The sequence below is a fragment of the Zymobacter palmae genome, from assembly GCF_003610015.1.
Classification (GTDB): Bacteria; Pseudomonadota; Gammaproteobacteria; order Pseudomonadales; family Halomonadaceae; genus Zymobacter; species Zymobacter palmae.
Window position 1 is genome coordinate 2,179,518 of the sequence record NZ_AP018933.1, and the last position, 16,399, is coordinate 2,195,916.

At 58.8% G+C, this 16,399-nt stretch carries 9 protein-coding genes; 3 read left to right on the plus strand and 6 right to left on the minus strand.

The genetic code is table 11. From position 1 onward, the window contains the following. The first annotated feature begins 216 nt into the window (after nt 1-216). Together ZBT109_RS09750 and ZBT109_RS09755 are read left to right on the plus strand one after the other, a co-directional pair. Nucleotides 217-828: a Maf family protein gene (locus tag ZBT109_RS09750; protein ID WP_027704688.1), complete on the plus strand. Its 612-nt coding sequence runs from the start codon at nt 217-219 to the stop codon at nt 826-828. Between the two features lie 155 nt (nt 829-983). After that, on the plus strand, nt 984-1,772 hold the full coding sequence (locus tag ZBT109_RS09755) for an N-acetylmuramoyl-L-alanine amidase (RefSeq protein WP_027704689.1): 789 nt from the start codon (nt 984-986) through the stop codon (nt 1,770-1,772). 217 nt (nt 1,773-1,989) lie between these two features. Here ZBT109_RS09755 and sppA read toward each other — a convergent pair whose 3' ends face one another. Next, nucleotides 1,990-2,967 carry a signal peptide peptidase SppA gene (gene sppA, locus ZBT109_RS09760; protein ID WP_051523693.1) on the minus strand — a complete coding sequence of 326 codons (978 nt, stop codon included), beginning with the start codon at nt 2,965-2,967 and terminating at the stop codon, nt 1,990-1,992. 98 nt (nt 2,968-3,065) lie between these two features. Continuing rightward, nucleotides 3,066-4,082 (minus strand): RluA family pseudouridine synthase, encoded by a 1,017-nt coding sequence (locus ZBT109_RS09765; RefSeq protein WP_084261734.1) that lies wholly within the window; start codon nt 4,080-4,082, stop codon nt 3,066-3,068. An 818-nt stretch (nt 4,083-4,900) separates the two neighbouring features. On the opposite strand from ZBT109_RS09765, the gene rne reads away from it, so the two are divergent. Continuing rightward, nucleotides 4,901-8,386 (plus strand): ribonuclease E, encoded by a 3,486-nt coding sequence (gene rne / locus ZBT109_RS09770; RefSeq protein WP_027704691.1) that lies wholly within the window; start codon nt 4,901-4,903, stop codon nt 8,384-8,386. A gap of 335 nt (nt 8,387-8,721) precedes the next feature. Here the strand turns inward: rne and ZBT109_RS09775 are convergent, their stop codons facing one another. The 4 genes from ZBT109_RS09775 to parE form a co-directional block, all read right to left on the minus strand. After that, on the minus strand, nt 8,722-10,182 hold the full coding sequence (locus ZBT109_RS09775) for an anion permease (protein WP_027704692.1): 1,461 nt from the start codon (nt 10,180-10,182) through the stop codon (nt 8,722-8,724). Between the two features lie 335 nt (nt 10,183-10,517). Then, nucleotides 10,518-11,732, minus strand: a complete 1,215-nt coding sequence (serB, locus tag ZBT109_RS09780) for a phosphoserine phosphatase SerB (RefSeq protein WP_027704693.1) — start codon at nt 11,730-11,732, stop codon at nt 10,518-10,520. A 326-nt stretch (nt 11,733-12,058) separates the two neighbouring features. Then, entirely contained in the window at nt 12,059-14,323 is a 2,265-nt protein-coding gene (gene parC / locus ZBT109_RS09785; protein WP_038277761.1) for a DNA topoisomerase IV subunit A, read from the minus strand. Between the two features lie 138 nt (nt 14,324-14,461). Then, nucleotides 14,462-16,342, minus strand: a complete 1,881-nt coding sequence (gene parE, locus ZBT109_RS09790; protein ID WP_027704695.1) for a DNA topoisomerase IV subunit B — start codon at nt 16,340-16,342, stop codon at nt 14,462-14,464. Between the last annotated feature and the right edge of the window lie 57 nt (nt 16,343-16,399).

The window sequence follows — 16,399 nt, forward strand, 5'->3', positions numbered from 1 at the left end:
AATGATAGGGTCTGTCGAGGTAACTGTCAAAGAAATGCATCGCCTGCACGTATCAGACGAGTGCTTTTCTGCCCGGTAACCGCCGGTGACATCAACAACGAGCGGCGGACATGATATTGTAAGGCTTTCACGGCACGAGCGCACCCCATTCCTGCCAATCACCGCTCGAGGCCCTTTTTTTCGCCCAACGCTTCGCGCGTCATGATGCTACCCAACATGCCTCTATCCACCGCCCTACCGCCGCTCCTGCTCGCCTCAAGCTCCTCTGCTCGCCGCCAGTGCCTTGCTCAACTGGGTCTAGCATTCCAGCAGGCCTCCCCCGACATCGACGAAACCCCGCGCTCTGGCGAACAGCCCGCCGCACTCGTAGAACGCCTGGCCTGCGCCAAGGCACTTGCGCTGGCGGGACAACACCCTCATCACCTCATCATCGGTTCCGATCAGGTCTGCGCTCTCGACCAACAGCCCGTCGGTAAGCCCGGCACTCTCGACAGTGCTAGGCGCCAGCTTGCCGCCTGTTCCGGCAAACGCGTTCGCTTTCACACCGGTATCGCTGTGTATGACGGCCGTCAGCGCCGCTTGTTGAGTGCCGTCGAACCGTTTGATGTTCAGTTCCGCTCGCTCACAGACGCTCAAATAGAAGGCTATCTCCAGCGCGAACAGCCTTTGGAATGCGCGGGCAGCTTCAGAATGGAAGGCTTAGGGATCACACTGTTTACAGCTCTCGACGGTCGCGACCCCAACGCACTGCTGGGACTGCCGTTGATCCAGCTGTGCGACATGCTGCAATCACTGGGCTACGACCTACTCTCCCCGCGGTATACCTGACGCTACCGATTCTGCAGGTCACTGCTTATCCCAAGCTGTGATGACACCAGTAACACCTCAGGAAATGAAGTCCACCTTGTTTTCGGGCAGTCAAATAGGAAACGCGGCAGACACCGTCTGCCCCTTTCATCCTTCTGCTGCTCGAGGCACGCCTTGTGAACATCACCGACTACCCCATTGACAGCCAACACTACCGCAGCACCACAACACAGGATGAGCGCATCCGCTTCCTCATCCTTCACTACACGGCAGAAAACTTCAGCCAGAGCATGACCAATCTGGCAAACGATGCTGCCACCGTAAGCGTTCACTACGTCATTCCCGACCCTGACGAAGTGACTTACCTGCAGGCTGGTTTCAGCGGCAATCGTATCTTCGCGCTGGTCGATGAAGATCGTCGCGCATGGCACGCAGGCGTCAACCAATGGCAAGGCCGTACCAACCTCAACGATACGTCGATCGGCATAGAGATCGTCAACCAGGCCTCGGGGAACACCGATGGTGCCATGACATTTCCACCGTTCAGCGAACAGCAGATCCAGATGACGATTGCACTTTGCAAAGACATCCTGTCACGCCACCCCACCATCACCGCTCGTCAGGTATTGGCTCATGCCGATATCGCTTGGGCCCGCCGCCGCGATCCGGGCCCGGCCTTTCCGTGGCAGCGCCTTTATGAAGCGGGAATCGGCGCATGGCCTGACGCCGCGGATGTCACCGCGTTCACTCAGCGCTTCGAGCGTGAGGGACTGCCATCGGACGACGACATGAAAACGTCGTTTTCCCGCTACGGCTACAGTGTTCCCAGCGGACTGTCATCCAGCGACTACACCATGTTAGTGGTGTGCTTTCAGATGCACTTCAGACCGGCACGCTACGATGGCCGTGTCGATACCGAGACAGCCGCCATTCTGTATGCACTACTGAAGAAATACGTCAGCTAGATAAATAGAAAGGATGAAGCGATATTAGAGAAAAGGTGAATACAAAGACAGGCGGCTCGACGGCCAGCCTATCGCCACCGTTCTCTGACCCGCCACTGTCTTGCACCGGCATGACAAGCACAACAAAAAAGGCAGTCCACAAAGGACTGCCTTTTCATCTTGATGACGCCATCTGATGGCGGCCAGAGTATGACGCGCTCTCAGCCCACTCGACGGTCTAGGGCAACTGCGCGCGTACCGGTTTGTATGATGAAGCCGTATCAATGCCCAGCGCAGACATCGCCGCAACGCCAAGTCGCTTCGACATACGATCAAACAGCGGTTGCTCGACGGTATAGTCGACGACAGCCGTGCGGTCATCCACCTTCTCGCGCACCAGCACATCAATGCTCTTCAGCTCATCGACCAACCCCAGCGCAACGGCCTGCTCTCCGCTCCAGACCAGCCCAGAGAACATGTCCGGCGTTTCATGCAGACGATCGCCGCGTCCAGCCTTCACGTCAGCGATGAATCGCTGATGCGTGCTGTTCAATACCGCTTGCAGGTGCCCGCGCTGCTCCTCACTGACAGGACGGAACGGATCCAGCATGTCCTTGTTGCTGCCCGCCGTATAGACGCGACGCTCGATACCCACTTTCTTCATGGCTTCGTCATAACCAAAACCCGCGGAGATCACGCCGATCGACCCGACAAGGCTCGATGAAGAGGCATAAATGTGATCGGCGGCAGAAGCAATGTAGTAGGCACCGCTGGCCCCCATGTCTTCGATGACCGCATCGATCGGCTTGTCGCCCAACTTACGCAGTCGCATGATCTCGTCATACACCCGCTGTGCCTGAACCGGTGTTCCACCCGGACTGTTGATCAGCAAAACGACGGAAACGGTATGCGTATTTTCCCACGCATCGTCCAACGCACCGATGAGCGCATCGGCGTTGGCATCGTCATCCGGCGAGATCACGCCGTCGATGCGCACCAGTCCGACGTGTGGTCGCGCCTCCTCGTCGCCACTGCTGAGTGCGCGCCCGAGAACGCCACACAGCCAGAGCACCACGACAATGAACATCAGCAGCTTGAACACGCGCCAGATCCAGCGCCCTCGCCGCGCCCGGCGCTGCTCGTTCAACATGCGCTGCAACAGCAGCGCCAGCGTCGCCTGCTCGTTACGCGACGATTCGGAAGTGTGTTCACTCATCTCATCATCTCCAACGCTTTCATTGAGTACAGACCAACGCCGCTGATACCACCGTCCTGGAACAACTTGCGACGCTCTTTCCTACATGCTGCGTGGCTTCAGCGCTGCTGACGAAGCCTGTCCAGCGCTTCATCCAATTCGGGCGCTAGGCGTGCCTTCACATTGACCGTGCGGCCGCTTTTCGGCTCGGGAAAGCTCAACGATGCCGCGTGCAGAAACAGCCGATCCAGCCCGATATCCGCAGCCAGCTTCTGCCCTTGAGCGGTACCGTACTTACGATCTACCATCAGCGCGTGACCGATATGAGCGGCGTGCACGCGAATCTGGTGGGTACGCCCCGTTACAGGGGATGCCTCAACCAGTGTCACGTTAGGGAACGTTTCACGGACGGCAAACAGCGTGCGCGAGCGCTTGCCGTTGTCATCGACGCGTACGCGGCGCTCACCGTTACCGGCATCGTAGCGATCCAGCGGCGCACTGACCCAGTCGCGACGTGCCGGCCAGCGACCTTCTACCAAGGCCAGATAGCGTTTATCCATCTTCTTGGCTTTGAGCGCTTCATTGAGGAACACCAGCGCATTGCGCGATTTGGCCAACAGCAGACAGCCTGACGTGTCGCGGTCTAGTCGGTGCACCAGCTCAAGGAAACCCAGATCGGTACGTACTTGGCGCAACGCTTCGATCAAACCGATCTTCACGCCGCTACCGCCGTGCACGGCCAGCCCCGCGGGCTTGTTGACGACCATCCACTCTTCGGTTTCAGCGATCACACTGCGCATTAGCAGCTCGCGAAGGTTATCGCTCACTTCACGCACAGCTTCCTCGGGCGCCAGACGCAGAGGGGGAATGCGCACCTGATCTCCAGAAGAAAGACGGGTTTCAGCCTTCGCACGTTTCTTATTAACGCGCACTTCGCCTTTGCGGATGATGCGGTAGACCAAAGCACGCGGTGCCCCTTTCAGATGTGTGATCAGAAAGTTGTCGAGCCGCTGACCGTCATGCCCTTCGTCGATATCGACCCACTGGACTTCACGACCGGCACTGCGGTGTGACTCATCGGTGGCATCAGGTGCAACCGGACGGGTGGGACGTGTTGCATGTCGACCTGTGGTCATCATGTCTCCTCGAATACGTGTCTTGCCGTCATGCCCACAGGCAATGACCTTTGATAGCGGCAAGATTAACATGGCTCGCCCGTACAGCGGCAGCTTAAGGTGCCGATATTTGCCTTGCCCGCTCCGTCCACCCCCTGACACTGGCCCCCTTCTTTGACTACAGTGCAGGAACGGATGCTTATCAAATTGCCGGTTTCTGGGTTTGTTGGTATATTCCTTGATGCCTACTTGGGACCATGCTGTTCTGTATGTTTCCCGACTGCACCTGCGCGAAATCCATGCAGGTCCAACAATTTTCCAACAGGCAATCGATACTGTCCCGATGCCAGCATCATGGCGATCGGGACGCGGTATCCGCGATCGAGGCTGACAAGACCTCGCAATGGAGCATTGCCATTACTTCGCGGTCCGCACTATACGCCGTCTCGCTGCTTGATCAGCATTCGATCAGCCGGACGGCACCCAATGGAACTGCCCGAAACACGACGGGTTCCACCCATACCCGTATCGGGTCCGGCGTCGCCGAATCGACAATGCCAGGTGTCCGATGGCTGCCAGCAGAACCGGAAGACCGTCAACAGCGTCTCCGCAACATGTTCTGCCATGCCATCCCGTACTCAACATGACCTACACTGCCTATCATGTCCGTCCCACTTCCTTTAGACCGGCTGGATACGACATACCCCCAGCCACCAGGGAACCCGACAGATAGACGCGCAGGACACTCGCTCTACATGCACTGAGCACAGCACGCAGCATCACACGGTTCGCCGACTCTCTGGACTTTGGTACCAAGAAGAAAGAGTCAGCGAGACATCATGAAAAGGATTCTCATCAACGCAACCCAGCCCGAAGAGCTGCGCGTTGCGCTCGTAGATGGCCAACGCCTCTACGACCTCGACATTGAGTCGGGTGCCCGCGAACAGAAGAAGGCTAATATCTATCGCGCCCGCATCACCCGCGTCGAACCCAGTCTGGAAGCAGCGTTCGTCGACTTTGGTGCCGAACGCCACGGTTTTCTGCCACTCAAAGAAATCTCCCGCGAATACTTCCTCAAGGATCCGGGCAACGGTCGTCCTAATATCCGTGACGTCATTCGTGAAGGTCAGGAGATCATCGTTCAGGTCGACAAAGAAGAGCGTGGCAACAAGGGTGCTGCCCTCACGACCTTCATCAGCCTAGCGGGCCGCTTCTTGGTCCTGATGCCGAACAACCCGCGTGCTGGTGGCATCTCCCGCCGCATTGAGGGCGAGGATCGCGCACAGCTGAAAGATGCCATGAACGGCCTCACTATCCCGGACAAGATGGGCGTCATCGTCCGTACGGCTGGCATCGGGCGTTCTACGGAAGAGCTGCAGTGGGACCTTAACTATCTGGTCAAGGTCTGGGAAGCGATCACCGACGCAGCCCAGCAGCCTGCGCCATTCCTCATCTATCGCGAATCGAACGTCATCATTCGCGCGATGCGTGACTACCTGCGTCAAGACATCGGCGAAGTGCTGATTGATAGCGAAGACGTCCATCAGGACGCGATGAACTTCGTCCAGCAGGTCATGCCGGCCTATGCGCCGCGCATCAAGCTCTATCAGGATGAAGTGCCGCTGTTCTCGCGCTTCCAGATCGAATCACAGATCGAAACGGCCTATCAGCGTGAAGTGAAACTGCCCTCCGGCGGTTCCATCGTTATCGACATCACAGAAGCACTGGTCTCCATCGACATCAACTCGGCACGCGCTACGCGCGGCGGTGATATCGAAGAAACTGCCCTGCAGACCAACCTAGAGGCGGCCGACGAGATCGCGCGCCAGCTGCGTCTGCGTGATAGCGGTGGTCTGGTCGTCATCGACTTCATCGACATGTCGCCGGCCCGCAACCAGCGCGAAGTCGAAAACCGTATGCGTGAAGCGCTCAAGTTGGATCGCGCTCGCGTACAGATCGGCCGCATCTCGCGTTTCGGTCTGATGGAGATGTCCCGTCAGCGCCTGCGCCCATCGCTGGGTGAAACCAGTGGCGTGGTCTGCCCGCGCTGTAACGGCCAGGGCACTATCCGTGACGTACGCTCCCTGTCGCTGTCCGTCCTGCGCCTGATCGAAGAAGAGGCCATGAAGGACCGCAGCGCACAGATTCGTGCCGTCCTGCCCGTGCCGGTCGCCACGTTCCTGCTCAACGAGAAACGTGCCGCCATCGCTGAGATCGAACAACGCGAAAGCGTCAACGTCATCCTGCTGCCCGAGCCGGACATGGACACGCCTCACTTCCAGGTCGAGCGCCTGCGCGATGACCAGATGGACGATGAGGAACCGAAGGCCAGCTACGAGATCGACACACAGTACAAAACGCCGGAAGCCCACGATCACGGTGAAGTGCTGATCGCTCGTGAAGAAGCAGTCGTCAAGACAGTTGCCCACACGGCACCGGCGCCCACCACGCTGACCCAGCCAAGCACCGCACAGCCGCAGATGGATGCCCACGCCACAGGGCTGCTGACCCGCCTGATGCGCAGTGTCAATCGCCTGCTCAGCGGCGATGATTCTTCTTCTCAACAGGAGAAGGACAGCGCAGCCACTACAGCCCGCGAACCGCAGAGCAGCAAGCAGAACAGCAGTGAATCCCGCAAACCTGCTCGTCGCGAACGCCCGCAGGCACAATCGTCGGCACCCGCACGTGAGCAACGTGAAGACAAAAACGGCCGTTCGGCACCGCAAGCCAACGCGGACAGCCAACGTAGCGATAGCGATCAGGAACAGCCTAAACGCAACACCCGCAACCGTCAGGAAGAGCGCAATCGTCGCCGTCAGGAGCGTCGCAATAACCGCCCCGAGCAGGACGATAACCGTTCCAGCGCAGCAGCAGATGCCCCTGCGAAGAACGGCGATGACAACCGTCGCGGCCGTAATCGCAATGCCCAAAACAGCGACAAGCCTCAGCCGCAGGAGCGCGACAACCGCCGTGCCAATCGCAGCGAGCAGCCGTCCGAAACCACAGCTACTGCCACTGAAAGTGCTGCAACACAGGCGCCTCGTAGCAATACCGAGGACAAAGCTAACGATGGCGCACCGAAACGCAAACGCAACAATCCGCGTCAGCGTTCACGTACGCACGCACTGAATCCTGAGGCCGTAGCGGAACAGCAACGCCTGCAGGAAGGCGCTGCACCGCAAAGCCAAGATGCAGCAGCGACGCAGGACACGGTAGCCCCGGCCAAAGCAGAAGATACAAAATCCGCTGCCCCCGCCAAAACGGCAGAAGAGAAATCGGCACCGGCTATTGCGCAAGCGCATGTCGAGAACGCTCAGCCTCGTTACCATACGTTCGGTCGCGACACGACCACTCTGGAACCGAACAAGGCCCCGGCAGTATCTCAGGATGCGCAGCAACCTGCGGCGGGTAACGAGCGTGGTGAAACAAAACCTTCTCGCCCACGTCGCTCACGTCCGGAAACAGCACACGCTGATAAACCGGCAACTCCGAAGGCTGAAGAGAAGCGCGAACAGCCGACCAAACCGGAAGCAGTAGCTGACAAACCCGCAACGCCGAAGGCTGAAGAAAAGCGTGAGCAGCCGGCAAAACCGGAAGCAGTAGCTGACAAGCCTGCAACTCCGAAGGCTGAAGAGAAGCATGAGCAGCCGACCAAACCGGAAGTAGCCGCTGACAAGCCCGCAACGCCGAAGGCTGAAGAGAAGCGCGAACAGCCGGCAAAACCGGAAGCAGTAGCTGACAAGCCTGTTGCTCCGAAGGCTGAAGAAAAGCGTGAACAGCCGGCAAAACCGGAAGTAGCCGCTGATAAGCCTGCAACGCCGAAGACTGAAGAAAAGCGCGAGCAGCCGGCAAAACCGGAAGCAGTGGCTGACAAGCCTGTTGCTCCGAAGGCTGAAGAAAAGCGTGAACAGCCCGCCAAACCGGAAGCAGTAGCTGACAAGCCTGTTGCTCCGAAGGCTGAAGAGAAGCGTGAACAGCCCGCCAAACCGGAAGTAGCCGCTGACAAGCCCGCAACGCCGAAGGCTGAAGAGAAGCGCGAACAGCCGACCAAACCGGAAGTAGCCGCTGACAAGCCTGCAACTCCGAAGGCTGAAGAGAAGCATGAGCAGCCGGCAAAACCGGAAGCAGTGGCTGACAAGCCTGTTGCTCCGAAGGCTGAAGAGAAGCGTGAGCAGCCTGCCCAGCAAGAAGCAACGGCTGATAAATCTGCAGCACCTGCTGCCGACGATCAGCCGCTGGCGCTGCCGCGTCGCTCCCGTCGTGCACACAACGATCCGCGTGAACGTCGTCGTGCCGAGCAGCAAACGCCTTCAGACAACGCGTAATGATCGTCTGAAGTAGTGCAGCATAAAACCCCTCCCTCTTCGGACGGAGGGGTTTTTTATTGCCTACTGGCTCTTCGCCAGATACTCCCCCACTTCAAACACACTGCATCCCCCTTTTTCTTCTCTGGGTGCTGGTACATAGTCAATGCGCACCGGCACTGGCGACTCCATCACAGTGCCAGAACGCCAATGCCCTAGCGCATAATGCAGTGAATACAACTGCGCTAACGTGACGAACGGCACTCTCCCAAGATTGTCTTCAATACCATAAAAAAGCCTGCTCTCTAGGAGAACAGGCTTTTTTCAGCACAGAACTATCGTTCACACCTTGCGGTTCAGAGCGCTCCGCACAACCAGCCGATCCACGGCATACCAATGACCAGCCACAGCACCAGATAAATCCCACCGAAAATGGCCCCCAGACGCCAGCCCTGACCACTGGGGATATAGCCACTGCCAAAGTACACAGGGCTGGGACCCGTTCCATAAGGCGTCAGAATGCCCATAATACCGATAGTCGGCACCAGCATCAGAATCAGGAAATGCATGTCGATGCCCGGAATATAGTGTGCGGCCGCCAGAAAGGCAGGCAGTAGCGCAATAACCTGCGTCGTGGCACCCGCAAAGAAATAGTGCAGCACAAAGAAAACGATCGTTATCAGCAGCACGGCTTGAAGGGGCGACCAGCTCTGGATGCAGTGACCGAAGCGTTCACCAAACCAGCTGATAAAGCCGACCTGATCCAGCCCCGATGCCAGTGCAATCAGCATGGCGAACCAGAAGAACGTACTCCAGGCAGCCTTGTACTCCAGCACATCGTTCCACGAAATGATGCCTGTCATCAGCATAATCGCACCAACGACCAGCCCAACCATTGCCGGTTCAATATAGCGCCCACCGAAGATCCACAGCAGCAGTGCCCCTACGATCAACACGGTCAACACGATCTCTTCACGCCGGATACGCCCCATCCGTCCCAGTTCTTCACGCGCCCACTCGGCCACTTCATGACCAGCCGTCACTTCGGGCCGACAGAACACATATCCCATTAGCGGCGTTAAAAGGGCCATGATGATGCCGGCGGGAGCCGCCGCGATGAACCATTCACTCCAGCCAATGGTGATACCCGTAATGTGTGTGACGCGCTCGACGGCCAGCAGATTGGACGAAATCGCGGTCATGAACAGCGTGCAGGAGACGCAGCATGACGCCAGCGATGTCCACATCAGGTACGTACCAATGCGGCGTCGACTGGGGCTGTTGGGATAGGAATCAAATAACGGGGGAAGATTGTCGATGATGGGAAAGAGGATGCCACCGCTGCGGGCCGTATTGGAAGGCGTCGCGGGCGCCAGCACAAGATCGGCCAGCATGACCGCATAGCCCAGCGAAAGGGAATGGTGCCCCATTGTCTTGACCAGCCATAGCGCAATGCGCCTCCCCAGACCGGTAACAGCATAGCCTCGGGCCAGAATGAAGGCCCCAAGGATCATCCATACCACAGAGTTGGAAAACCCAGAGACAGCCCACTGGAAGGCCTGCTGGTGAACCTTGAACCCCGGTGCCGCCATCTGTTCGGGGGAGAACAGCGCCCACGGTGCCAGTACGGCGGCCAGCGATACGCAGATCAAGCCAGACACGGCACCGGGAAAAGCGTCCGTGATCAGCATAGTGATGCAGCCGGTGAAGATGGCAAAGAAATACCAACTATAGGAAGCCAGTCCCTCAGGAACGGGACAGAGGGCGATGCCAAGTGCGACCAACAGCGGTATTAGTCGCCTTGCATGTACTTTCATTGATCGTGCTCCAGAAGCTCAGGGCACCATCGGACGCTTGAGAATGACCACTACCACGGCAACCTTCACCCTGGCATAGCCGGAATGGCGCACGATGATACGGTGGGTGTGAAAAGACGATGGGGGTCTGACAGATACACAACGGCCGCGTTCATGACGCGGCCGAAGAGTCCATGCGGCAAGCCCTGATACCACTCTAGAAGATGATGCTGGTCAAGGCCTATAGCCAAGCCGCTGAGCGGTGTGACCACCGGACAGCAATGGACTTCCCGCAATATACTCCTGATCCCACCGGACTGCGAGCAGGAGCGCTGCACTGCGGCATAGCACCGTGGTCAAGCAGAAGCGTTCAGTGTCTGTGCATCGTGTCCCAGCAGATACAGTAAGGCATCCAGCCCCAAGGTTGACACGGCCTGACGCGCCTGCGCCTTGACCTTCGGCTTAGCATGCCATGCCACCCCCAGCCCCGCGATGCCCAGCATTTTGAGGTCGTTAGCCCCATCGCCAACGGCTACCGTCTGCTCTAACGTAATGCCTTGCTGTTCGGCCAGTGCTCGTAGCGTATCGGCTTTGCACTGCGCATCGACGATTGGCTCGACCACGTTGCCCGTCACCTTGCCTTCGGCGTCGATATCAAGCACGTTGGCATAAACGTCGTCGATGCCAAGTCGCTGCTGCAGCGTCTTCGCAAAGCAGGTAAAGCCGCCGGACAAGATCGCGGTGCGATACCCCAATCGCTTGAGTTCTGCAAACAAGTGCTCGGCACCGTCCATCAGCGGCAGCTGAGCGGCGATCTCCTCAAGCACTGACTGATCCAGCCCTTCCAGCATCGCCATACGTTGGGTAAAGCTTTCGCGGAAATCCAGCTCGCCGCGCATGGCACGTTCGGTGATATCAGCCACGCGATCATGCACGCCATGGCGTTCAGCCAGCTCATTGATGACCTCGGTCTTGATCAGCGTCGAGTCCATGTCAAAGCAGATCAACCGGCGGCAATGGCGCCACTGATCGGCAGGCTGGAAGACGATATCCACCCCGAATGCCTGCCCCAGCGTCAATGCCTCCTGACGCAGTCCGTCCATGTCTGCAGCTCCCTGCAGCACGAATTCGACACATTCCCCCATCCCATCTGCCTGCTCGAAGGTACGACGGCCTGAGCGACGCTCGACGGATACGGTCGTAAGGCCGTGATGATGCGCCATACGCTCGGCCTGAGCGATGGCTTCCGGCGTCAGACGCGGCCCCATCACCGTCATGATCTGACGATCAGCATAGGAAGCCAATGCGCGCCACTGTGCTTCGCTGATCGCTTCGACCGTACCCTCCAGCCCCGCCTGTTCGAGCGCAGGCGCCACGCGACGTTGCAGCTGCGGCGCCGACAGCACTTCATCGCTATTCTCAAGTAGCAGCATTAGCGTTGTGCGCCCCGCCATCACATGCTGCTGCACGTCCTGCCAGCGCATTCCCAGCGAGGTTAGCGTTTCTTCCAGCGTGGCCAATTGACCAGCACGCGCAGCTCCAGTGGCTTGAATCAGCAGATAACGAGTCATGCAAGCTCTCCGACGATGGCCGCGCACGTCGATAAGCACAGCCGATGATAGGATGAGAAAGGAAAAGAGGCAGCGTGATATACAGGACGCTCGCGCCCGAAAGTCCCAGACTACCGAAAGTTGCTCGATCCTGCAGCACCCTCCGCCGTGTTCATAATGGTAACGGCATGCGGCGCGGTGCCACGATCAAAGTCCCGTGACAAAAATGCCGCCGGTGAACGATGACACGCCACGCCGAGAGAGACGCTCTCGGTCTAAAAGCGACACGGCTCTTGCGCTATTTGGCGCAAGAGCCGTGTTTTTAAACGAACGCCTGCGGCGACCGATCAGTCCTGCATAACCTCAAGAAAGCGCACTTTTTGATAGCCCTTAGGCAGCGGCTTGCCGCGACGCCCCATCGGCCCTTCATACGCTTCGAGGTCGGCCTTGCTAAAGCAGCGCTTTTGCTTACCAGCGTGTACGGTCAGCGTCGCCCCCTCTGGCAGGACAACCAGATCGCGGATGTAGTCAGCACGGTTGGCAGCATCGCTGCCTTTGATGCTGATCATGCGCGTGCCTTTCCCCTTCGCCATTTCCGGCAAATCGGCCAGCGGGAAAATCAGCAGGTGGCCAGAAGACGTCACCACCGCGACACGCTCGCCGCCCAGACACGCCCGCGGCGGCAAGGCCACGCAGCCTTTCGGCAGCGTCAGCAGGGCTTTCCCTTTGCGGGAGCGCGCCGTCATCGCGTCCAGCGGTGCAATGAAACCATAGCCACCGTCGCTGGCTACCAGATAGCGTGCTTGCAGGTCATCCAACACAACCGCCGTCATCTGCACGCCAGCAGGCGGATTAATGCGCCCAGTAATTGGCTCGCCCTGACCACGTGCCGACGGCAGCGTATGCGCTTCAAGAGAATAGCTGCGCCCGGTTTCATCCAGCAGCACCAGCGCTTGATTGGTCTTACCACGAGCAGATGCGAGGTACTGATCGCCTGCCTTGTAGGACAAACCGGCAGGGTCGATATCATGTCCCTTGGCACTGCGAATCCACCCCTTTTCGGACAACACGACGGTAATGGGGTCTGCACCCAGCAGCTCGACCTCTGACAGCGCACGAGCTTCCTTACGCTTGACCAGCTCGCAGCGGCGCTCATCACCGTACTGCTTGGCCGCCTCGCGCAGCTCCTTCTCAATCAGCTTGGTCATTTCGCGTTCGCTGCCCAGCCATTTCATGAGCTGCTGGCGCTCTTTCTCAAGCTCATCCTGCTCACCCTTGAGCTTGAATTCTTCCAGACGGGCCAGATGGCGCAGACGCAGTTCAAGAATGGCGGTGGCCTGTAAATCGGACAGCCCAAAACTTGCCATTAGCGCAGCCTTCGGTTCGTCCTCTTCACGGACGATGCGGATCACCTCATCGATATTGAGGTAGGCAGTCAACAACCCCTGCAGGATATGCAGACGTGCATCGACCTTGTCCAGACGGTGCTGCAAACGGCGGCGCACAGTCTCGCGACGGAACGTCAGCCACTGATCAAGCAGAACATCAAGGGACATGACCTGCGGACGGCCATCCAGTCCGATCACGTTCATGTTGACGCGCTGGCTCTTCTCAAGATCAGTGGTCGCAAACAGGTGAGCCATCAGCTCGTCGACGTTAACCCGCTGCGAGCGAGGAACGATGACCAGACGCGTCGGCTCCTCATGGGAAGACTCGTCACGCAGGTCGCTCACCATCGGCAGCTTTTTGGCCTGCATTTGTGCTGCGATTTGCTCCAGCACGCGCGCGCCGGACACCTGATACGGCAGCGCAGTAATGACGACTTCACCATCCTCTTCGACATGGTAGCGTGCGCGCATCTTCACCGAGCCGCGTCCCTTGCGGTACAGCGCGCTCAGCTCGTCGCGGGGAGTGACGATCTCAGCACCAGTGGGAAAGTCCGGCGCGGGCAGGTGTTCGCACAGGTCATCGATAGAACACGTGGGGTGCTTGAGACGATGAATCGTGGCGGCCACCACTTCACCCACATTGTGAGGCGGAATATCGGTGGACATCCCAACCGCAATACCAGAACCACCGTTCAACAGTACATGCGGCAAGCGGGCAGGCAGCACCGCCGGTTCATTCAGCGTGCCATCGAAGTTGGGCACCCAGTCCACAGTGCCCTGCCCGAGCTCGGTCAGCAGCACCTCAGCAAAGCGCGACAGCCGCGATTCGGTATAACGCATCGCCGCAAAGGATTTGGGATCATCAGGACTCCCCCAGTTGCCCTGCCCATCGACCAGCGGGTAACGATAGCTGAACGGCTGTGCCATCAGCACCATGGCCTCGTAGCAGGCGCTGTCGCCATGAGGGTGGAACTTACCGAGTACATCCCCAACCGTACGCGCTGACTTCTTGTATTTGGCCGAGGCGCTAAGCGCCAGCTCGCTCATAGCGTATACGATGCGACGCTGGACCGGTTTAAGGCCATCGCCAATGGCCGGCAGTGCTCGATCAAGAATGACGTACATGGCGTAATCCAGATACGCCTTTTCGGTATAGCGGTGCAGAGGCAGGCGTTCGACGTCGCCTTCCTTAACCTGCACCGGCGCAGAAATGTCACTTGCCATGGATATACTTACCTATCGCGATAAAAACGTTCCCGGCGACGGCAATCGTCCACCAGAAACTAAGGGGCCTGCTGCGTGCCTGATAAAGGAAGGCAACCGCGCAGCAGCCCCACGTAATGAAGCCATCAAGGCCTGGGCTTATACCTCGATATCCGCCATGTTGCCGTTCTCTTCCAGCCAGTGACGGCGATCGCTGGCCCGCTTCTTCGCCAGCAACCTATCCATCAGCCCCATCGTTTCGGAAGGGGCCTCCAGCGTCAGCTGTACCAGACGTCGCGTATCCGCAGCCATGGTGGTTTCACGCAACTGCAACGGGTTCATCTCACCCAGCCCTTTAAAGCGCTGAACGTTAGGCGTTCCCTTGCGACGCGCCAGTTTCTTGAGAATGACATCACGCTCGCTTTCATCAAGGGCATAGTGCACTTCTTTACCCAAATCGATGCGGTAGAGGGGCGGCATAGCCACATGCACATGCCCCCTGCGAACCAGCGCCGGGAAGTGGCGCACGAACAGCGCACAGAGCAACGTGGCAATATGCAGGCCGTCCGAGTCGGCATCGGCCAGAATGCAAACGCGGTGATAGCGCAGGCGCGTCAGGTCATCGCTGCCAGGATCAAGCCCCAGCGCTACGGCGATGTCGTGAATTTCCTGCGAAGCCAGCACGTCCTGAGAATCGACTTCCCACGTGTTTAGGATCTTGCCGCGCAGTGGCAGAATCGCCTGAGTTTCACGCGAACGAGCCTGCTTGGCACTGCCGCCCGCGGAATCCCCTTCTACCAAGAACAGCTCGCACTGAGCAGGGTCTTGACTGGAACAGTCGGCCAGCTTGCCGGGCAGCGCAGGCCCCTGAGTCACCTTCTTGCGCGCGACTTTCTTCGATGCCCGCAGACGTTTCTGCGCCGCGCTGATCACTAGCTCGGCAAGCGCCTCGGCTTCAGCAGTATGCGTGTTCAGCCACAGCGAAAAGGCATCCTTTACGCCCGTAGACACCGCATTGGCAACGCCCCGTGACGACAGGCGTTCCTTGGTCTGCCCTGCGAACTGCGGGTCGTTCATCTTAACCGACAGCACGAACGCGACCCGCTCCCACAGATCGTCACCGGTCAGCTTGATGCCCTTGGGCAGCAGGCTGCGGTATTCACAAAACTCCTTCAGCGCATCCAGCAGTCCGCTGCGCAGACCATTGACATGCGTTCCCCCCTGCGGGGTAGGGATGAGGTTGACGTAGGACTCCTGAAGCGCCTCACCGCCTTCCGGCAGCCACTGCACGGCCCAGTCAACGTGGTGCTCGTCGTCTTCGGTATGCCCCATAAACGGCGTGGGCGGCAGTAGCTCGTAGCCGTCCAGTGCCTGTGCCATATAGTCCTTCAGGCCATCGGCAAACTGCCAGACATCCGTGGCACCACTGGCATCCTCCAACGTGACCTTCAGCCCCGGACACAGCACAGCCTTGGCGCGCAGTAGGTGACGCAGACGGGAAACGGAAACCTTGGGTGAATCGAAATAAGAGGCTTCAGGCCAGAAACGCACCACGGTACCGGTACGCTTCTTCGGACAGGTGCCGATCTCGCGCAGCGGCTCGATGCACTCGCCCTTAGCAAAGGCGATAGCAAAGCGCTTGCCGCCGCGACACACTTCGACCTCAAGCCGTTCGGACAGCGCGTTGACGACCGAGACCCCAACGCCGTGCAAACCACCAGAGAAGCGGTAGTTGTCGTTGGAGAACTTGCCCCCCGCATGCAAGCGGGTCAGGATCAGCTCAATGCCGCTGACGCCGTGCTCGGGGTGAATGTCGGTCGGCATACCGCGACCGTCATCGGTGACCTCGATAGCGCCATCCGGCAGCAGACGCACGGTAATGTCATGGGCATAGCCCGCCAGCGCTTCATCCACGCTGTTATCGACGACTTCCTGAACGAGATGGTTGGGGCGCGAGGTGTCGGTGTACATGCCCGGGCGCTTGCGCACCGGCTCTAGACCTGAAAGCACCTCGATGGAACTGGCACTGTATTGGCTCATGGGTCAGGTGGATTCACAGCTGATTCGAAAAATACAAGATGTCCGCAATGGCGAACA